Annotated in this window: 16 protein-coding genes; 7 read left to right on the forward strand and 9 right to left on the reverse strand. The window is 60.6% G+C overall.

What is annotated here, in order from left to right; genetic code table 11:
* Positions 1-2 precede the first annotated feature (2 nt).
* From ACP7B9_RS15625 to ACP7B9_RS15660, 8 genes are all read right to left on the reverse strand, one after another.
* On the reverse strand, positions 3-803 hold the full coding sequence (locus ACP7B9_RS15625; RefSeq protein WP_425864867.1) for a carbon-nitrogen hydrolase family protein: 801 nt from the start codon (positions 801-803) through the stop codon (positions 3-5).
* Positions 804-946: 143 nt separating this feature from the next.
* Positions 947-2491, reverse strand: coding sequence for a multicopper oxidase family protein (locus ACP7B9_RS15630; protein ID WP_425864869.1), 1545 nt, complete (start codon positions 2489-2491; stop codon positions 947-949).
* Positions 2488-4137 (reverse strand): SulP family inorganic anion transporter, encoded by a 1650-nt coding sequence (locus ACP7B9_RS15635; RefSeq protein WP_425864871.1) that lies wholly within the window; start codon positions 4135-4137, stop codon positions 2488-2490. The genes ACP7B9_RS15630 and ACP7B9_RS15635 overlap by 4 nt, the downstream gene beginning before the upstream one ends.
* On the reverse strand, positions 4134-4517 hold the full coding sequence (locus ACP7B9_RS15640; protein WP_425864873.1) for an ArsR/SmtB family transcription factor: 384 nt from the start codon (positions 4515-4517) through the stop codon (positions 4134-4136). The genes ACP7B9_RS15635 and ACP7B9_RS15640 overlap by 4 nt, the downstream gene beginning before the upstream one ends.
* A 211-nt stretch (positions 4518-4728) precedes the next feature.
* Positions 4729-5538 carry a DUF1206 domain-containing protein gene (locus ACP7B9_RS15645; protein ID WP_425864875.1) on the reverse strand — a complete coding sequence of 270 codons (810 nt, stop codon included), beginning with the start codon at positions 5536-5538 and terminating at the stop codon, positions 4729-4731.
* Positions 5535-6332, reverse strand: coding sequence for a phosphatase PAP2 family protein (locus ACP7B9_RS15650; RefSeq protein WP_425864876.1), 798 nt, complete (start codon positions 6330-6332; stop codon positions 5535-5537). The genes ACP7B9_RS15645 and ACP7B9_RS15650 overlap by 4 nt, the downstream gene beginning before the upstream one ends.
* A 77-nt stretch (positions 6333-6409) precedes the next feature.
* A complete protein-coding gene (locus tag ACP7B9_RS15655) occupies positions 6410-7288 on the reverse strand; it encodes a diacylglycerol/lipid kinase family protein (protein WP_425864878.1) in 879 nt (292 codons plus the stop codon).
* A gap of 148 nt (positions 7289-7436) precedes the next feature.
* The gene (locus ACP7B9_RS15660) at positions 7437-8513 is read right to left on the reverse strand and encodes an App1 family protein (RefSeq protein WP_425864880.1); all 1077 of its coding nucleotides are present in this window, start codon (positions 8511-8513) and stop codon (positions 7437-7439) included.
* Between the two features lie 284 nt (positions 8514-8797).
* Between ACP7B9_RS15660 and ACP7B9_RS15665 the strand changes: the two genes are divergently transcribed.
* From ACP7B9_RS15665 to ACP7B9_RS15690, 6 genes are all read left to right on the forward strand, one after another.
* Positions 8798-9841 carry a LacI family DNA-binding transcriptional regulator gene (locus ACP7B9_RS15665; protein WP_425864881.1) on the forward strand — a complete coding sequence of 348 codons (1044 nt, stop codon included), beginning with the start codon at positions 8798-8800 and terminating at the stop codon, positions 9839-9841.
* Positions 9838-10800, forward strand: coding sequence for an ABC transporter permease (locus tag ACP7B9_RS15670; protein WP_425864883.1), 963 nt, complete (start codon positions 9838-9840; stop codon positions 10798-10800). The genes ACP7B9_RS15665 and ACP7B9_RS15670 overlap by 4 nt, the downstream gene beginning before the upstream one ends.
* 34 nt (positions 10801-10834) lie before the next feature.
* On the forward strand, positions 10835-11776 hold the full coding sequence (locus ACP7B9_RS15675; protein ID WP_425864885.1) for a carbohydrate ABC transporter permease: 942 nt from the start codon (positions 10835-10837) through the stop codon (positions 11774-11776).
* A 26-nt stretch (positions 11777-11802) separates the two neighbouring features.
* Complete coding sequence (locus ACP7B9_RS15680; RefSeq protein WP_425864886.1) at positions 11803-13410, forward strand: ABC transporter substrate-binding protein; 1608 nt, start codon at positions 11803-11805, stop codon at positions 13408-13410.
* Positions 13411-13528: 118 nt separating this feature from the next.
* Positions 13529-14479 (forward strand): carbohydrate kinase family protein, encoded by a 951-nt coding sequence (locus ACP7B9_RS15685; RefSeq protein WP_425864888.1) that lies wholly within the window; start codon positions 13529-13531, stop codon positions 14477-14479.
* Between the two features lie 12 nt (positions 14480-14491).
* A complete protein-coding gene (locus ACP7B9_RS15690) occupies positions 14492-16009 on the forward strand; it encodes a glycoside hydrolase family 32 protein (RefSeq protein ID WP_425864890.1) in 1518 nt (505 codons plus the stop codon).
* Here ACP7B9_RS15690 and ACP7B9_RS15695 read toward each other — a convergent pair.
* On the reverse strand, positions 16006-17493 hold the full coding sequence (locus ACP7B9_RS15695) for an MFS transporter (RefSeq protein ID WP_425864892.1): 1488 nt from the start codon (positions 17491-17493) through the stop codon (positions 16006-16008). The two genes, ACP7B9_RS15690 and ACP7B9_RS15695, sit on opposite strands and share 4 nt — an antisense overlap.
* Before the next feature lie 183 nt (positions 17494-17676).
* On the opposite strand from ACP7B9_RS15695, the gene ACP7B9_RS15700 reads away from it, so the two are divergent.
* The gene (locus tag ACP7B9_RS15700) at positions 17677-19272 is read left to right on the forward strand and encodes a reverse transcriptase family protein (protein WP_425864894.1); all 1596 of its coding nucleotides are present in this window, start codon (positions 17677-17679) and stop codon (positions 19270-19272) included.
* The last annotated feature ends 40 nt before the right edge of the window (positions 19273-19312 follow it).

Below are 19312 nucleotides of genomic sequence, written 5' to 3' on the forward strand. Positions count from 1 at the left end.
ACCTAACCTCGGCCTTCGGCCCACTTTGCGTAGAGTTCGGGGCGGCGCTCGGCCAGGTACGGCACGGCCTTGCGGCTGGCCCGGATGGCGTCGGCGTCGAGCTGGGCGTAGAGGACGGTGGCCTCGGTCCCCGCGGTCGCGAGGAATCCGCCGTCGGCCCCGACAATGACACTCCCGCCACCAAAGGCAACGTCCGATTCCACACCACAATGGTTGGCATAGGCAACCACAACGTGGTTTTCCACGGCACGGGCGCGCACCAGGACCTGCGGGACCTCATCAAAACCATGAGCCAGAGCCGTGGGAACCAACATCACATCGGCGCCCTGCACCGCGGCAGCGCGGACCATCTCGGGGAATTCGACGTCGTAACAAATGACGATCCCGACGTTGAGGCCCAAGAAATTGACGACGCCGGGAGCTTCCGTTGCGCCGATGAAGGCCTGCCGCTCCGTGTCACCAAAGAGGTGGACCTTGCCGTAGTTCAGCAGCTCGGTGCCGGACGCATCGATAAACGTGGCGCTGATGTTCAGCTGGTGGCCATCGATCCGGGGCAGGCTGTAGACCAGCGCAATGCCGTGCTTGCGGGCTATCGCGGCCAGTTCCTCGCGCAGCTGGGGGAGTTGGTCACGGTCAAATTCGGCGTGAATGCGTTCGGGATCGTAACCGGGAACGAACAACTCCGGCGTCAGCAGCACATCCGCGCTGGCGCTCGCGGCATCCCGAGCGGCCGAGTCGATGACGGCCAAGTTCGTCGCCACGTCCAGCGGTACGGCATTGGCTTGCAACAGTGCCAACAACATCTAGGTTCCTCGCTCATCACTCATCCCCAATGGGGGTGTCCTTGACTATCAGAGTAGCCGTGCGGCGGCCCAAAGTTTGAGCGTAAAGTCACCGCGCAAGGGCGAACTTGGGACGATTCGTCCTTTGCTACTGGCGCGCGGGCTCAGTGGTGCATGGCGCCGTCGTGCTGCATCGGCTCCGTGGTGGCCTCGCCATCGGTGAGAACATACTGCGCCATCATGCCTTGATCCTCATGCCAGAGCATGTGGCAGTGATACATGTACGGGGTGGCGGGATCGGCATAGCTGCTGAATGGGACCGTCAGCTGGGCAGTACCGCCGGGTGCGATGAAAATGGTGTCCTTCCAGCCCAGATTCCGCGGCTCCGGACTGCCACCGTTCTCCGCGGTCACGATGAATTGCGTCCCATGAATGTGGAAATTATGGGCCCGCTTGGAGACGTTCTGGATGGTCCACAGCTCGGTGGAGTTTGCCGCCACAACGGTATCGATGCGGTCCATGTCCATGGCTTTGCCGTTGATGGTTGTGTCCTCGAGCGTGAAATGACGTTCGACGCCGGACACCGTCCCAGGCTGTTTGGCGGACGGTAGCGTCGTGGGCAGCTCTGTCAGCTGCTCGCCGGAGGTGGCCGCGCCTGGCCCGGTGATGCGCAGAATTCCAAACGTGTCCTCGGCGCCGGAGGTCATGTCATCGCCCTTGCTCATGCCAAGATCCTGGGGAACCGAGCGCAGGACCAGCTCGGCATCCGGCGGCACGGTGACCACGATTTCGGCACGTTCAGCGGGGGAGAGTAGCAGGCTGCTCATGGCTGCAGGGGCAGCAAGTAACCCGCCGTCCGTGCCAACTAGGTGGAATTCGTCCCCGGTCGAGAGCTCAAGGTTGTAGCAGCGCGCGGCCGAGGCGTTCAAGACCCGCAAGCGCAGCCGACGAGCTGTCGCCACAAAATGCGGTTCGTACGTTCCGTTGACGATCACGGTGTTGCCGATCCGCCCGATGGGTGCGGTGGTGGGCGTTCCTGGGCGTTGGCCACCAGACTGCACCGAGACGTCTTGAATGATCAGTGGGATATCGTCCACGCCATAGTCCGACGGCAGGCCCGATGGTGTGGCCTCATCTATCAGGAACATGCCGGCCATGCCGCTGCCTACCTGCAATTCAGTCTGCCCATGCGGATGCGGGTGATACCAGAGGGTTGCCGCGTCTTGCGCAATGGTCCACGACGGAGTCCACGTGGTGCCCGGCGCGATGGCTTGATGCGGAGTTCCGTCCTGGCTGGCGGGCAGCAGCATGCCGTGCCAATGGGCCGTGGTCGCGACCGGGAGATTGTTCGTGACGCGAACGCGAACCTTGTCCCCGCGAGCAGCCCGAAGAGTCGGCCCAAGGTGGGTGCCATTGAAGCCCATCGTGGCAAACGAAACACCGGGCACGAGCTCAGTTTCGCCGGCCTGGGCGTTCAAGCGGAAGACACGTTCGCCGTCGAGCATTTCCGACTCCAGCAGCGGTGGAATCCGCAGCGGAGTGGCAAAGGTGGAACCGGTCTTATTGGGCTTCGCCGCCGTGGCCCAGTAGCCGATCCCGCCAACAGCACCCAGCGCGCCCAAGCCAATCAGGAAGGTGCGGCGGTTGATGCGCGGGAGCTGCGGACCGTCGGTGGCTGACGTCGGACGATGGGGGGAGTTGCTGCTCATGCGCGGGCTTTCGTGGTTCGGCTGATGTGGGAGCGGGCGTGGACGATGGCGGGTTCCAACTCGGCAAACAGATGGTTGGGGTGGCGGAGCGAGCTGATCACGTCCAAGCGTTCCAGAAGCTGCAAATGTTCATCCCGAATGCCCTTTATGAGGACGGTGATGCCGCGTCGTTCCAGCGCCGTCACGAGTTCGGTGAGGGTGTGGGCGCCGGTGGCATCGATGAGTTGGAGTTGGGAAAGGCGCAGGATGACCACCTCGATTCCCTGATGTTCACTGATGCGTTCGAGGATGCGTTCGGCGGCTCCGAAGAACAAGGAACCGTCGATCCGGAACAGGGCAATCCGTTCATCGCCCGGTGCGGCGACGCCGTCGAGCTCCTCGCGGTGCACGCCACTGGCCCTGCTCAGTGCCCGGAGGGCGAAGAATGCGGCGACAGAGATGCCGATCCCGACGGCGATGATGAGATCGAAACTCACGGTAATAATCGCGGTCACAACAAAAACCACGGCATCTGAGCGAGTCGATCGCAGCACTTGTTTGATGATGCTCGGGGAGATCATTCTGGCAGCCGTGACCATGAGAACTCCGGAGAGTGCCGCCAGTGGGATCACGGAAACCACATTTGCTGCCACATAGACCACGGCGAGAAGCGCTAGGGAATGCACGATAGCTGAGAGCCGAGTTCGCCCACCCGACCGGACGTTGACAGCGGTTCGCGCGATGGCTCCCGTGGCGGGCATGCCCCCAAAGAACCCCGAGGCGATTGATGCAAGGCCTTGGCCTACGAGCTCACGGTCTGCGTTATAGGGTCCGGTATCCGCCATGGATGCCGCGACCCTGGCCGAGAGTAGTGATTCAATCGCGGCCAAGGCGGCCACGGCGAAGGCTGGTCCCATGAGGCTCAGTAGAGTATCTGTTCTGATCGCCGGAATCGCTGGCATCGGTAGGGATTGCGGCAGCTCCCCGATCGTGGTCAGGGGTAGCTTCAGCAGGGAAGCGCCGAGGGTGACAACCACGATCGCCATGAAGGAAGCCGGAAGGCGGCCGCTGATACGGGTCAAAAGCACCATGATGACGGCTACAACGACGACGGCGCCAAGAGGCAGTAACGCTGACGGCCAGGCCGCGTCCCGAACAGACTCGACTGCGGCCACGGCTGCGTTGGTGCTGTGGCCGGCACCGCTCACGCCGACCGCGGACGGAAGCTGCTGGAGGAAAATGATGGCCCCGATGCCGACGGTGAACCCTTCGATCACCGGCCACGGGATATAACTGACGGTTCGGCCCAGTCGCAGGACCCCGGCAACGAGCACAATAATACCGGCCAGAATGCTGACAATCATGACGGATGCGACGCCGTGGATGGCAACGATGGGAGCAAGTACCACCACCATGGCACCTGTGGGGCCCGACACCTGGACGTTAGAGCCACCGAAAACCGCTGCGATGAGACCCGCGATAATGGCGGTAATGAGACCGGCTTCGGCGCCTGCTCCGGAGCTAACGCCAAAGGCCAGCGCCAGAGGCAGCGCCACGATGCCGACAGTAATGCCGGCCAGTAGATCGCCGCGCCAACTTCGGCGAAGCCCGAAGTAGTCCTGCTTCTGTGGCAGCAATGACAGCAGGGAACGAGAGGAAGTACTCATCGGGCCGGGGCAATCTCAGGTGCCGAGGTAATTTCAGGCAGGGACAATGCGGATGCCTGGTGACGCTGCGAATCCTGGAGTAATTCACCAAGGAGCGTCCGGGCCACCTGTAATAGGTCCGCGACTTGAGGGAAGGCCAGTCGGTAATAGACGACGCTTGCGCGCCGCTCCGAAACCACTAGGCCGTAACGGCGCAGCACGGCTAGATGAGCGGAGAGATGTGAGGCCTCAAGGCCAGTCTCGGTGAGCAGGGCAGATACCGGTGTCTCGTGGACGCCGGCAAGAATTTCCAGGACCCGGATGCGATAGGGATGGGCGAGTCCCTTGAACAGATTCGCTTTGATCTCATACAAGGGCCGCTCGTCAGCGCCGAATGCCATAGCTCTCCTCGTTACTGTCCCGGTCAACACACAAAATGATGACTTGATGAATTCATCATATCCGAGTTAGCTGTGAGTTTCAGGCGGCGAGCCTTGCGCAGGGTACGCCAAGGGCCCACCCGCATGTTGCGGATGGGCCCTCTCGGATTTGGCGGTGAGTGGCGTCGCTCCCTGCCAGGTTATTGTCAGGGCGCCGCATACGGCTCGGGGCTCAGAGCTTTGCCAGTTTGGCCCGGGCAAAGCTGTAGAGTCCGTACGCCACTAGACCACAAGCAATCACGAGCAAAATGGCTTCACCGAAGGGTAGGGCGACAAGGGCTTTTAGGGCGCCGTCGAGGCCCGAAGCATCTTTGGGGTCCACCTTGACGGCGGCGACGATGAACAGGATGCCGAGCGTCACGATCGCGATGCCTTTGGCTACGTATCCTGCAATCCCGAGCAGGTCCACTGCTTTCCCGGCCCCGCCTGCAGGCAGGGAGATATCCTCGTGAAACTTTTTCCGCGCGCCCTTGTAGATGAAGTAGCCGCCGATACCAGCCGTGATGAGTCCGACGGCGATGAGCAGCGCCTGCCCGCCGGGTAGGGAGAGGATGGTTCCGCTGGCCTGTTGAGTGCTCGCGGCCGAGTCTGTTGGATGCCGGAGGGCCAACGACAGGGCAGTGGCGGCCAAGGCAACATAGGCGACGGCTTTGCCAAGTGAAATCAGGCTGCGGGCCCATCTCTTTTTTGACGAAGAGCCAATGCCAAGGCTGGCTTGCAGAAGAAGCCATAAGGCCAAGGCTGTCAGACCCACCACGGTGACCCACAGAATAATCATCCCGCCGGGCAATTTCACCATCTGGGCGAAGGCGCCGGACTGGTCTGATTCGCCTCCCTGATGAGTGGCAATTCGGATGGCCAGGTAGCCCATGAGCAAATGCACGAGCCCACTGGCCGCAAAACCGATTCTGGCGATCGTGGTCAGGGCGGGGCTGTTGCCAGCTCGGCTGGCGGCCCGGCGGGCTTCCCTCCCGGCGTTCATGTTCCGTCGACCTGGGATTGTGAGTGTTCGCCGTGGACTTCTTCCCCGCGGATGCGAACCGTCCTCGCCGTGTCGACGGCCATGATTCCTCCTAGTATTGCCATTGATAGTGCAATGGACGCCGTGGTATCAGTCAGCCAGTGGTAGCCGAGGTAGAGCCGGCTCGCCACCTGGGCGAGGATCACTAGGGCGGCGACAGTGAATAAAAGTACCGTGAGGCGTTTATTCTGGCGTCGGCTCGCGATGAGAAAAGCAAGAATTAATAAGACATTTGAGGTTCCCAGGACGTGACCGGAGGGGAATGAGTAGGTGCTGTCGGCACCGAAAAGCATGAGATCGACCGGCGGGCGGGGATGTTTGACCAGTGGCGCCAGGATTTGGGCCAGAAGGACGCCGGTGATCATGCCGGCCGCCAGTAGAATGGGCCGCCACGCATGCCTTGCCAGCAGCGTCCACCCGACAATGATGACCAGGACGATGATGGGGAGCGCCTTGGGGCCGAAGACCACGGCCAACGCAATCATGATGTTTGTCAGCCAGTCCGAGCGCAGAGAAATAAACCATGTGGAGACGGGCTGATCAAATCGTTGTAGCCCCGTTTGAGTCGAGACACCGAAAAGAAGGAGGAGGAACAATGCCAGCCCCACCGCCACCAGCACTAACGACGTACGGTAAAGGCGGCGTCTTGTGGCGGTCGGAACAAAACGTTCCTCCACAATGAACTTTTCGCGCCAACCTTGGGGTGCCTCCCCATTATCGATCAGTGCGCGCCTAGGTATTTCCTTGTCATTCATCTGGTTCTCCTTCCTGACATGTGGCCTTGCAAGTCCCCTAAATACGGCTCTCTTAAACGCCGTCTAAACGCGCGCTGCTACTGAGGTGACTCTGTCATTCTGATGGTCAGGGCCAGCGGATCGACAGTGACGCGCAGATGTGTTGCCGTGCCGAGATGGTCGCCGTCGAGCTGGAATTCCTGCGGACGGTCCAATTCAATCTCTGCAGTCTTGCCCGAGTAGCTCTGGGCAGACTTGTTTCTGTTGGAGCCCTTGCTAAAGACGCCAGCGAGGACAGCGAGCCAGCCAAACCGGCCCCGTGGAGCAAGTATTAGGAGATCCAAAATTCCGTCGGTGACCAATGCGTCGGGGAAGATTTGCACGCCACCCATCAATTTGCCGCAATTGCCCACCATCACGCTCCGGACCCTGTGGTGGATCGTTTGCTTTCCGTCGACGGTAACCTTGGCAGTTACGGACTTCCCCGGCAGTTTCCGTAGGCCGGATTCCACATAAGCCAGCCAGCCCACTCGGTCTTTGAGCCCGTCGATGGTGTCTCCCATGATGGCGGCGTCGTATCCAACACCGGCGGCGACCAGGAATAGCCGTTCATGTTTTCCATGGTCAATCACGGCGTTGACAACATCGATCTTGGACTCGGATCCGGCTAAAACGTCCTTGCCCGCGTTCAGGGGATCGGTGACGTCAATTCCGAGGTTTCGCGCCAGCAGATTGCCCGTTCCGAGCGGCATCAAACCCATGGCAGTGTCCGTGCCGGCCATGATTTCAGCGACAGAGCGGACGGTGCCGTCGCCGCCTGCGGCAATGACGACGTCGACCCCGGCCTCAATGGCTTCCCGAGTCTGTCCGGCACCGGGATCTTCTTCCGAGGTTTCCAGCCACAACGGTTCGGCCCACCCGGCGTCGGCGCACACTTGGAGGAAATTCGCTTTGAAATTCTCGTCCGGAACTTTCATTGGATTAATTACTACGGCGGCACGTTTGTCTTGCCGGAGTTGCTGCTCTGCCATGGGGACCTCGAAAGTTCGTGTTTGTAGGACGGAACTGAATCCTAACCCGAACGGGCGCGGGTAGCTCCCTTCCGAGCCGAGAGGCGTCGAGATTTTAGAGCAGGTCGAGAGCTTTCAGTTGCTTTGCCAGGCCGGCCCCATCCGGCGCGGAAACCCACGGCACGGCCCCATGTTCGGCCATGGGGGAGTCCTCATGAGCGCGGCCGCCTGCCAGCAGGGCCTCGCCGGTGGACAGTTGACGGATCGCGACGGCGGCCGTCTGTGTGGCATGCGTGCGGGCAAATTCGGCATAGATCTCCGGATCGTGCTGCCCGTCGTCGCCCACAAGGAGCCACTGTGCACTGGGGAATTCCTGTGAGAGCCGCTCTAGGTTATTGAGCTTATGTTCGCGGCCACTGCGGAACCAGTGCTGCCTGGTCGGACCCCAATCGGTGAGCAGCAGCACGCCGTCGGGGTACAAGTTCCGGGCCAGGAAACGGGCCAGAGCCGGGGCCACGTTCCACGCGCCGGTCGAGAGATACAGGATCGGCGCACCGGGATGCTGCGCCATGACCCGATCGAGCATGACAGCCATGCCGGGGGTTGGTGTCCGCGCCCGCTCGCTGAGAACAAGTGTGTTCCACAACGCCAGCAGCGGCCGGGGCAATGCGGTGACCATGACGGTGTCATCGATGTCGCAGACAATGCCGAAGGGGGCCTCCGGGTCGATGATCTGCATGCGCGCCTCGGCCGGGGCCGCGTCCGGGCTGCGCAGGATGATCGTGTGCCATCCGGGTGATAATTGGGCGTCCAGGACAACGTCCACGAGTCCACCGCCATCTGCCTGGACCGAATGGCTGACGCCACCGATCTCCACTTCCACGTGGCTGTGCCGTACGGGAACGCTGGTAAAAGACTTCCAGCCGCGCAGCTTGCCGCTCGTGGCGCCACCGGACTTGCCCGTCAGGACAACCCGGGCCAACACGCGCACCCAGCTGGTATTGCCGTATCCGGGATAGGCGACGATGGTCGGGACGGCACCCGTTGCGATAGCCATGCGGCCGCGAAGGGCATGGACGGCGTCGGCGACGTGCATGAGCGTTCCGAGCAGCGCTCGCGCTGAAGGTTTTGGCAGGGGAGCCGCTTGCCCGTTGGTAGTGCCGGGGAGGGGTTTGCGCGAAGACGTAACCATGGGTTTACTGTCCCACACGACTGGACGTCCACGCGAGCGAGCCATGAATGGGGCGGCAAATTGTCAGCTTGCGCCCAGCATTGTTACGGGAGATTCATCGACATCCAGCAACCCCGGAGAGCTCGACGGGGCCGAGCGGCTTGAGCGCAACGCCCAAGGTGAGTCCCGCCGTCGAACTTCTTTGAAAATTATTGAGTCAAATCACTTGACGGATTCCTGTGGCAGCTATTACAGTTTTCTCTGTTCGGTTATACGCATAACTCAATGGAGAGGCTCGGAAAACAATGGCACGGAAACAGTCCGCATCGGGACCCACAATGCATGACGTGGCCCGCGAAGCTGGCGTTTCACAGGCTACTGTTTCCCTGGTCCTCAATGATGTGAGCGGATCGCGGTTCTCTGACGCAACGAAAGATCGCGTTCAGAAGGCCGTTGAAACCCTCGGATACAGGACCAATGCTCACGCAAAGGTGCTGCGCGAGGGTGTTGCGGGCATGATCGGATTCATCGGCGACACTGTTGCCACGTCTCCGTTCGCTGGAAAAATTATTGAAGGTGCACAAGAGCGGGCTTGGGAGTCCGGCCTGCTTTTGATTGCCATCAACACTGGCGGTGACAAGGAACTTGAGCTGGCGTCACTGGAGACTATGTTGTCTTACAAGGTCGCCGGCGTGGTTTACGCCTCCATGTATCACCAAAAACTAGATGTTCCCGAGGTTCTTCGTGAGGTACCGACGGTGGTACTGAACTCCGAGGACAAGGCTGGGTATTTCCCCGGTATTGCCCCGGATGAAGTGGCCGGAGGTTTTGAAGCAACGCAGTATCTATTGGACGCCGGGCATCGCCGGGTGGCCATGATCAACATCGAGACGCTCGAAAGTCTGCTGCCTGGTGCGGTGGGGCGTTTCGAAGGATATCGCCGAGCCCTGGAAGGTGCAGGGCTGACTCTGGACCCGTCACTGGTCAGGTTTGGTGAGGGCAGCGAGGAGCATGGCTTCAAGTACGCACTTGAACTCATGGCGCTGCCGGAACCGCCAACAGCCATCTTCTGTGCCAATGACAGAACGGCGTGGGGTGCCTATCAGGCAATGGCGCAACTGGGGAAGAAAATCCCTGCGGACGTGTCCATTATCGGATTCGACAACCAGGAAACCCTTGCGCCTCATCTAAGGCCAGGGCTCACCACCTTGGACCTCTCTTTCGAGCAGATGGGGCGGCGTGCCGTCGATCTCATCCTCGGCGGAATTAAACCTCTTGGGCAACTTGAACTCTTGGGTTGCTCCCTTATTGAACGGAACTCAGTGGAAAAGATCAAGGAGTCCCAATGAGTCAGACCACCAAAAAGCGGCGGGATGCGCGGCCCATTCAGCGACACATCCCTCTTTCTTTGCGCTTCAAGCGGGTGCTTCGAGCATGGCAGTTATACGTATTACTAGCCCCCGCGCTCATCTACGTTGCCATCTTCAAATACTGGCCCATGTACGGCGTACAGATTGCCTTTCGCAACTACAACCCTATTGACGGGTTCAGCGGCAGTCCCTGGGTGGGGTTGGATAACTTTGTCCGGTTCGTCCAGTCCTACCAATTCGCGCAGGTCATTGGGAACACCCTGTGGATTGCGGTTCTGGGACTCCTGATCGCCTTCCCGGTGCCGATTATTCTGGCCCTGGTTGTCAATCAGCTGCAGAGCGAACGGTTCAAGAAGTTCACCCAGACCGTGCTGTACTCGCCAGCGTTCATCTCCACCGTTGTGGTGGTTGGCATCATGTTCGTCTTGCTGTCGCCGCGCTCCGGGCTTGTCAACAATGTCATCAAGTTGACCGGGGGAGAGCCCATCTTCTTCATGGGTACTCCTGAATGGTTCCGCCCCGTCTACGTCATCTCGGATGTCTGGCAGAACGCCGGCTTCTCCATGATCGTGTACCTGGCCGCACTGGCCAGCATTGACCCCTCACTGCACGAGGCCGCCAAGGTCGACGGCGCATCGAAGTTCCAGCGGGTCCGTCACATCGATCTTCCCGGCATTACCCCTGTCATTACCATCTTGTTCATTCTGGCCATCGGAAACCTGCTCAACGTTGGTTTCGAGAAGGCCCTACTCATGCAGACCGACCTGAACCTCTCGGCGTCGGAAATCATCCAAACCTACGTTTACCACGCAGGTCTGCAGCAGGCCCAGTTCAGCTACTCCGCGGCAATTGGCCTCTTCAACTCCGTCCTCAATCTGGCCCTCCTGCTGACGTTCAACACGATAGCTCGCCGGACCCAACAAGCAAGTCTGTGGTGATGTCGCTGTGACTGTTGAATCTCAAACCCGAAACATGAAAACTGCCCAGGCCGGCACCCCGTCCACGCCTGAGCGACGACGCCCGCGGTTGCGGGACAAGTTTGCCGATCCTGTCTTCAACACGGTGGCCGTCATCGTGCTGTTGCTGGCCATCGCGGCAGTTGTTTATCCCCTGTACTTCGTGGTGATTGCCTCGATCAGTGATCCCAACCAGATCTACGAAGGCAACGTCTGGTTCTTCCCCCAGGGAATAACCTTCGAGGGCTACCAGCGCATCTTCGCAGATGTGCGGATCTGGCAGGGCCTGGGCAACACGTTCCTCTACACGATTGTTGGAACGCTCATTAGCGTCACCACCATTCTTTGCGGTGCCTATGCCCTGTCCCGGAAGGATCTCCCCGGCCGGAAGATCCTGATGCTGATCTTCGTCATCACCATGTTTTTCGATGGCGGCTTGATCACCAAGTACCTGGTGGTCCGTGACTTGGGCATGCTCGACACCATATGGGCAGTTGTTCTGCCTGGTGCCGTGGGTGTCTGGAACCTGATCATCGCCCGTTCCTTCTTTGAACAGTCCGTCCCCGAAGAGCTGCGCGAAGCAGCCCAGATCGACGGAGCCAACGATTTCACGTTCTTCTTGAAGATGGTCCTGCCGCTCTCGAAGTCGTTGATCATGCTCATGATCATGATTCACGTCGTGGCGAACTGGAACTCCTTCTTTGACGCGTTGATCTTCCTCAACGACGACACGAAGTACCCGCTCCAACTGGTCCTGCGAAACATCCTGATCCAATCCGATATCTCCTCCACCGGAACTACCGGAGGCGATGTTGCTTCCTACGCAGCAGCGCAGCGAATCGCCGAACTGACCAAGTACGCCATGATCGTCGTCTCGAGCCTGCCGTTGATGATCGCACTTCCCTTTATGCAAAAGCACTTCACCAAGGGCGCCCTCATCGGCGCCGTCAAAAACTAACACCACTACAAGTTGGGACTGAACCAATGATGATTTCACGCCGTAACTTCACCTCCTTAAGCGTTTTGGCCGTGGGTACGCTCATGCTCAATGCCTGCTCCTCCGACAAGTCAAAAGGTGCCATCCAGGACTCTTCAGCCGATTTCGGCCTGCAGAGCAGCGGCTACCCTGTCGTAACCAAGCCACTGACGCTGACCTTCTCCGGTAGCAAATCGGCACTGGCCCCTGACTACAAGGGCATGACCCTGGTTCAGGAATGGCAGAAGACCACCAACATCACCGTCGATTGGCAGAACCTGCCGGACAACGTCTACCAGGAAAAGAAGAACCTGATCCTGGCCAGCGGCGACTTGCCCGACGCTTTCTTCAACACCGGTCTCAGTGACTCCGAAGTTGCCACATACGGCACCAACGGAACCCTGCTGGCGCTGGAAACCTTGATCGACTCCCACGCACCGAACTTGAAGAAGATCCTTGAGGCCCGCCCCGACATCAAGGCCGCCATCACCTCTTCCGACGGTCACATCTATACGCTTCCGTCCGTGGAAGAACTCGGGCTGGTCCAGTTCCCGCACATGATCGCCATCAACAAGACGTGGCTGGATAAGTTGGGCCTCGCGGTACCGACCACGATCGACGAGTACCACGACGCACTGCTGGCCTTCAAGAAGGCAGACCCGGCCGGTGGCGGAAAGACCATTCCCCTCAGCTACGAACCCGGCACCTTCTGTGGCGACATTGTTGACCTGATCGCCGCACTCGGTGGCATCCCGGACAACGTCGACCACCGAATTGTGCAAGACGGCAAGGTGGTCTTCACCGCCGTTCAGCCGCAGTACAAGAAGGCCATCTCGGCGCTGAACTCCTGGTACAAGGAAGGCCTCATCGATCCGGAATCGTTCTCGCAGGATGACAAGTCCTACCTGGCCAAGGGTAAGACCACGACGCAGTCCCTCGGATCGTTTGTCTGGTGGGAAATCAAGGAAATGGTGGGCGAGGATCAGGCCGGCGACTACGTCTTGGTGCCGATTCTGACTGGCGTTGACGGCAAGAAGCTCGCTAGCGTTGCTAACAACCAGGAAATCAACCGCGGCGCGTTTGCCGTCACCCGGGCCAACAAGTACCCGGCGGCAACCATGCGTTGGGTCGACTACCTGTACGAGCCGGTCCAGTCCGCTCAGGCCAACTGGGGACCGATCGGCGTAACGCTGGAGAAGGACGCCAAGGGAGTCCTCGTACAGATCCCCGCCGATGCCTCAACCAGCGAAGGCGAACGCCGACAGAAGGTCGCCCCGGGCGGACCCAAGGTCATCACCAAGGAAGACTTCATCAACGTCGTGGCACCGGAACCCCGCGCCGCGGAACGACAGAAGATCGTCCAGGAAATGTACCTGCCGCATGCTGCTAACGCTGCCTACCCGCCGGTGCCGCTGTCCAACGAGGAACTGCAGCAGATCTCCAGCATTGAGACTGACGTGACGTCCTTGACCAAGCAAAAGCTGGCGAAGTGGATTGTCCAGGGCGGCGTCGACGCTGAGTGGGATGGCTATGTTTCCCAGCTCAAGGGCATCGGCCTTGACCGGATGATCGAAACCTACCAGCAGGCCTACGACCGCTTCCAGAGCAACTCCTAGCCCCTGTCCACGTGGTTGGGGCACGTTTCCCGCCCTCTTGCGCGGAGCGCAAAAACGGGCCCCAACCACACCTTACGAACCTGATCGTCGGAGATACTGCATGCCCCCGAATCCAACTTTGACCACTGCGAGATCCGCCGAGGCGCTGGTGATTGGTGAGTCACTCATTGACATAGTGACCACATCATCGGGGACTCATGAATACCCCGGCGGATCGCCCGCGAACGTTGCCTACGGTCTTTCCAAACTTGGCACCGAAACCGCTTTGTGGACCGCACTTGGAGATGATCGCCTAGGTGCCATCGTGCGGGCGCACCTGGACAGCGCCGGCGTCGAGGTTCTCGAGTGGGCCAAGCCCCTGACGAGCACGTCAACAGCGAACGTCCAGCTTGCCGACGACGGTTCTGCCGAGTATGAATTTAGCGTCGACTGGAGCATCCAAGAGGTTAATCTCCCCTGGCTGCCCAGCCTCCTGCACATAGGTTCGGCAGCAGCTTTTACCGATCCCGGATGTCAGGCCGTTGAAAATGCGGTCCTCCAGTGCGCAGGCAAGAGCATCGTCACCTTTGACCCGAATATCCGGCCGGAATTGATTCCGCCGCACAGGGAATCGCTCGCCGCCTTTGAGCGCATTGCGGCGATGGCCAACGTGGTCAAGCTCAGCGACGAGGATGCGCACTGGCTATTCCCGGGCCGGAGCAACAGCGAGGTAGCGGAGCATATTCTCACCCTTGGTCCGGATCTGGTGGTCATTACGCGAGGCGCGCTTGGTGCGATGCTGACAAGTGCCGACACTGCGATTATGGTGCCACCTGTGCCTACTACCGTGGCGGATACCATCGGTGCCGGTGATTCCTACATGGCGGCGCTGATCTTTAGTATCTTGGCCGCGCCCGACGCCGCATACGGTGCGGTATCGCTGGAGCGGATGGGCCGGGTCGCCGCCGCTGCCGCGGCTATCACTGTGGGCCGGTCAGGTGCCAACCCGCCTTTCCTCGCCGAACTCGAGGAAGTACTCATCCAACAGCGTCCGACAGGCAGCAGCCTGACGCCTTCACTTCCACACTAGGAATATTTCCCCATGACTGCACTGGTTAACCAAGCTATTGAGGCCTACCGTCCTTCCGCGCACTACACAGCCGAAAATACCTGGCTCAACGATCCCAATGGCTTGATCTTCCATGCCGGGGTTTACCATCTGTTCTACCAAAGCAATCCCTTTGGTGATGTGTGGGGCAATATGTCGTGGGGGCACGCCGTGTCTGAAAACCTCCTGGACTGGAAGGAGCTCCCTGTCGCCATTGCCTGCGATGACGACGAGGCGATTTTTTCCGGCAGTGTTGTCTTTGACGCAACTAACTCAAGCGGTCTTGGTACGGCCGCGATTCCGCCGATGGTTGCCGTCTACACCAGCGCCTACTCGGAATCCTCGTCTCGGCACGGCATTCAGGCGCAATCGCTGGCCTACAGCCTCGATGACGGACTGACCTGGACAAAATACCAGGCCAACCCGGTCCTGGATCGCGGATCAGCAGACTTCCGGGACCCCAAGGTATTTTTGTATGAGGCCGACGGCGCCTCCTACTGGGTCATGGTTGCTGTGGAGGCGATGGAACGCAAAGTTGTCCTCTACAAATCAGACAACTTGATTGACTGGAGCCACCTCAGCGATTTTGGGCCCGCGAACGCAACGGCCGGCGTCTGGGAATGCCCCGACCTCTTTGCACTTCCCCACGAGGCAGATCCATCCCTGTCCAAATGGGTACTCACGGTGAACATGAACCCGGGTGGCATCAATGGCGGATCGGCCGGACAGTACTTCATCGGCGAATTCGATGGAACAACGTTCCTCAGCGAAACCACGGTAACCGAAGGGCCGGAAGATCCGGAGCGCTTGGCCGAATACCAGTGGCTGGATTGGGGTCGTGACTACTATGCGGCCGTTTCATTCAGTAATGCCCCCGATGGGCGCCGCATCATGATCGGCTGGATGAACAATTGGGATTACGCCAACCTCATTCCGAGCAGCCCTTGGCGCGGACCCATGGCTTACCCCCGAGAAATCACCCTGACCAGCGTCAACGGTCAACCGCGGCTTCGCCAACGGCCCGTTGCGGCAGGTTCCGCGGAAGCCATCCCTGCATCGCTGGAAGGTTCCGCGTCGCTCCTTGACTCGGGATCCCAGACGTTCAGCCTAGGATCCGGCACCGCCAAGGTGATTACCGTTGAGCTCAAGAGCGATGGCAGCAGCGATGTTGGCTTCATCCTTCACGGCGAAGGAAATGGCCAAACTGTCATCACGGTGAACCCCGCCCAGGGAACCCTGTCCCTTGATCGCCGGGAATCCGGAAAGACAGCATTCGCGGAAAACTTTGCATCAATCGAGACCGCGAACCTCGCATCCGCGACTTCAGCGGCATCAGCGATGGAGCGCATTTCCCTGACCATCATCGTCGATGCCTGCTCCGTTGAGATCTTTGCAGAAGACGGCCTGACAACCCTGACCGATCTGGTCTTTCCGGAGCAGCCCTACACGCAGCTCACCGTCACCGCGAGCCAGGGGCAAGCTGAACTCTTGTCATTCGCGGTAGCTGGCTAGGCCGTTTCTAAAGCCGATTCGGGGGCCATTTCGGAGGTGCGGGCGGAACTATCCGCTGCGACATCAACTGAGGTATCAACGGCCACAGCGTGCACGGGCCGCGGTTTAGGAATGCAGAGTGCCAAAATTCCAGCCACAACCGCGGCCCCTAGGGCCACAGCAAATCCCAACCGGAAGCCTCCCGCCGTCGGCCCCGAGATGCCCGCACTGGAGGCTGCTTGAATTGCGCCCATAACGGCAGCGGAACTGCTCGTTCCCAGGGCGCGCATGAGGGAATTCAAGCCGTTCGCGGCCCCGGTTTCCGTTGAATCGACAGCCCCCATGATCAACATCGGCATGGACGCGAAACCGATGCCGATGCCAGCTCCAATGAGCGCATTTGCGAGCAGAATTTGCCAGATTTCGGTGGCGGCCAGCAGGGCCAAGGCATAAGAGAAGGCAATGATGACGGCGCTGGTCACGAGGGTGGCGCGCCCGCCAACCGTGCGGTTCATCCGGGCCGCGATGGGGGCCATGGCAATCTGCACCAGCCCGGCTGGGGCAAGAATGAGGCCCATCGACAGGAGGGACACGCCAAGGCCCAGGCCGGTGCTCGTGGGAAGCTCCAGAAGTTGCGGAAACAGCACGGCCGAGGAGAAGAAGGCGAACCCCAGTGCGGCAGAGGCAAGGTTCGTCATGAGAATGGTGGGACGTGCCGCGACTCGCAAATCCACCACCGGATCCGCCAGCCGAAGCTCAAAGGCACCCCATGCGACGAGCAACAGGACACCTCCGACGCCGAATCCCAGCGTGAGCGGAGAGGTCCAGCCCCACGCGTTTCCCTGGGCGATAGCTACAAGAAGGCCAGACAGCCCGGCCGAGAGGCCGAACGCGCCGACGTAGTCGAAGCCGCCCGTCGCAAAGGCCGTGTCCTTCGGAACGATCAACGCAATCAGCGCGAAGAGGGCCACCCCAAGTGCCGAGGCGATCCAGAAAAGCGCATGCCAATCCATGGTCTCGGCGATCAAGGAGCTGATGGGCAAACCGAGCGCAGAGCCGAACCCGAAGGAACCGCTGATCAAGGCAACAGCGCCGCCAATACGCTTCGCCGGGAGCTGGTCCCGAAGGACGGCAATGCCCAGCGGAATGACACCACTCATAAGGCCCTGGAGTGCGCGACCTACCAGCAGCGTCGTCAAATCCGTCGAGACGGCGGCCAAAATATTGCCAACAATCAAGGTGATGAGCAGGAGCAAGATGACCCGGCGCTTACCAAAAAGATCGCCCAGCCTGCCAGAAATCGGCGTGGCGATGGCGGAGGTCAGAAGCGTAATGGTCACAACCCAGGCCGTCGCTTCCCGCGGAGCATCCAAGAGCTGCGGAAGTTGTGCCTGGATGGGCATGACCAGTGTGAACATGAACGAGGCGCAAGCGCCTGTGATCGCCAAGACGGCGATGAGCGGCCACGACCGCTGGTCCAAAGTGAGAGCTCGAGCTTTGCGCATTGCTTCTTTCGTAGAGTTCGTGGGAAAGTTCCGGCTGTCCAACAGCACTGCTCGACAGACGCGGCGGTCCCACTAGAGGCAAGCGGTTGCTGCACCGCATCTATTCCCGCCGCCATGCGATGTCCACACACTGGAAGCGGTTGGGGTCATGGGGCAGTCGCTTAGCTTGTGCCGTCGGTTAGCATGAACGAATGCGATGGTTTCTCCGATGAGGCGGGAAGCGTCCTTTGGCGCACATCCCTCCCCGGGGTTACCCCGGGGCACGCAGTATTGCCTGATCCACGCACCTCGGATGCCGCGTTGCGCTCCGCGCAACTCAGCAACCGAACAGACAGCCAGGTCATCGGAGAAGCCATCGCAGCCATGAGCCCCGAAACCGAGACGTTGACGCCCAAGGCAGCAGTGCCCGCATTGGTGACGCCAGCCTCCGCGACGCTCAAACGCACACCCAACCCTTCGACGTCAGCCATTGTGGCGACCCTGGCGCAGGCCTTCCTCGCCTCTCCGGAGTGGAGCCCGGCGGGCCTCGTGAACGCCGGAGCTCACGTCCTTGGCGCACGACGGCGTTGGCTGGGCCCGCTTGTCAGCCACGTTTTGCAGGGGTACCCGCGCCCGCCCACGGATGCTCCGCGCGAGCTGGCGGCCAGGATTCGCCGCTCCGAACCCTTCGCCGAGGCCCTTGCGAAGGCAACCCAGCAGCGGAAGCCGCTCCGGCTCGCCAACTACGTGCTCGCACCCGCCGTGGCTCGCGAGAACAAGCCGCCCCGGACGCCGCGGCTTGACACCCTGGCCGATCTTGCGCAGCTGCTCCAGCTAACGGTGGGCGAACTGGAATGGTTTGCCGATACACAGCACTGGAACCGAACTGCCGCGCGAAAATTACAGCACTACCGCTATCTTTGGCGTGCGCGGTCGGGCCGTCTGCCGCGCCTGCTGGAGGTTCCGGCGCCTCGTCTGCGGGCCATCCAGCGAACAGTTCTGCGTGAAATGCTGTACCCGATCGAACTTCACGATGCCGCGCACGGATTTGTTCCGGGCCGGAGCGCCGTGACGGGCGCCGCGCTGCACACCGGCCAAGAGGTGGTGGTGAATTTGGATTTGGTGACGTTCTTCGCCAACGTCACCGCCGGCCGAGTGTTTGGCACCTTGCGGCAGGCCGGTTTTACCGAGGCTGTTGCGCACCGGTTGACGGGAATTTGCACCCACCGAGTGCCGCCGCGAGTGCTTTCGCTGATGCCACCCGGCGGTGATCCAGCGCAGCGTTTCGCCCTGCGCCAGGCTCTCTCGCAACCCCATCTGCCGCAGGGTTCGCCCACCTCGCCCATGCTCGCGAACCTTTCCTTGCGCAGGCTGGACTCCCGGCTTGCGGGCCTCGCGGAGAAGTTCGACGGCGTGTACACCAGATACGCCGATGACCTCGCCTTTAGCGGCGGCAGCGAATTGGCCCGGCGTGCCGACGCCTTTATTGCCGCGGTCACCGCGATAGTTCAGGACGAGGGGCACGGCGTAAACCGGCTAAAGACCCGGGTGCGGCAGGCCAGCGTTCGCCAGATGGTGACCTCGGTGGTGGTCAACCAACGCACCAACATGGCCCGCTCGGAGTTCGATCGGCTCAAGGCAATCCTGCACAATTGCCACACCCACGGACCGGAATCACAAAACCGGGATGGGCATCCGGATTTCCGCGGCCATCTGTTGGGCCGAATTTCCTGGGCGGCCGCCCTAAATCAGGACCGCGGAGCCAAACTATTGCAGGAATTCCGCCGAATCCAGTGGTAGCAGATCCACCAGAGTCTTCTTGCCGGATTGCCAGGCCGAG

The sequence above is a fragment of the Arthrobacter sp. TWP1-1 genome (assembly GCF_049897845.1).
Classification (GTDB): Bacteria; Actinomycetota; Actinomycetes; order Actinomycetales; family Micrococcaceae; genus Specibacter.

Excerpts from the sequence above, each read along its gene's own strand:
- ACP7B9_RS15675 (WP_425864885.1), top strand. The coding sequence starts at position 10,835 with ATGAAAACTGCCCAGGCCGGCACCCCGTCCACGCCTGAGCGACGACGC.
- ACP7B9_RS15700 (WP_425864894.1), top strand. The coding sequence starts at position 17,677 with ATGAACGAATGCGATGGTTTCTCCGATGAGGCGGGAAGCGTCCTTTGG.
- ACP7B9_RS15640 (WP_425864873.1), bottom strand. The coding sequence starts at position 4,517 with ATGGCATTCGGCGCTGACGAGCGGCCCTTGTATGAGATCAAAGCGAAT.
- ACP7B9_RS15650 (WP_425864876.1), bottom strand. The coding sequence starts at position 6,332 with ATGAATGACAAGGAAATACCTAGGCGCGCACTGATCGATAATGGGGAG.
- ACP7B9_RS15645 (WP_425864875.1), bottom strand. The coding sequence starts at position 5,538 with ATGAACGCCGGGAGGGAAGCCCGCCGGGCCGCCAGCCGAGCTGGCAAC.
- ACP7B9_RS15660 (WP_425864880.1), bottom strand. The coding sequence starts at position 8,513 with ATGGTTACGTCTTCGCGCAAACCCCTCCCCGGCACTACCAACGGGCAA.
- ACP7B9_RS15695 (WP_425864892.1), bottom strand. The coding sequence starts at position 17,493 with ATGCGCAAAGCTCGAGCTCTCACTTTGGACCAGCGGTCGTGGCCGCTC.
- ACP7B9_RS15630 (WP_425864869.1), bottom strand. The coding sequence starts at position 2,491 with ATGAGCAGCAACTCCCCCCATCGTCCGACGTCAGCCACCGACGGTCCG.
- ACP7B9_RS15670 (WP_425864883.1), top strand. The coding sequence starts at position 9,838 with ATGAGTCAGACCACCAAAAAGCGGCGGGATGCGCGGCCCATTCAGCGA.
- ACP7B9_RS15680 (WP_425864886.1), top strand. The coding sequence starts at position 11,803 with ATGATGATTTCACGCCGTAACTTCACCTCCTTAAGCGTTTTGGCCGTG.
- ACP7B9_RS15625 (WP_425864867.1), bottom strand. The coding sequence starts at position 803 with ATGTTGTTGGCACTGTTGCAAGCCAATGCCGTACCGCTGGACGTGGCG.
- ACP7B9_RS15655 (WP_425864878.1), bottom strand. The coding sequence starts at position 7,288 with ATGAAAGTTCCGGACGAGAATTTCAAAGCGAATTTCCTCCAAGTGTGC.
- ACP7B9_RS15690 (WP_425864890.1), top strand. The coding sequence starts at position 14,492 with ATGACTGCACTGGTTAACCAAGCTATTGAGGCCTACCGTCCTTCCGCG.
- ACP7B9_RS15665 (WP_425864881.1), top strand. The coding sequence starts at position 8,798 with ATGGCACGGAAACAGTCCGCATCGGGACCCACAATGCATGACGTGGCC.
- ACP7B9_RS15635 (WP_425864871.1), bottom strand. The coding sequence starts at position 4,137 with ATGAGTACTTCCTCTCGTTCCCTGCTGTCATTGCTGCCACAGAAGCAG.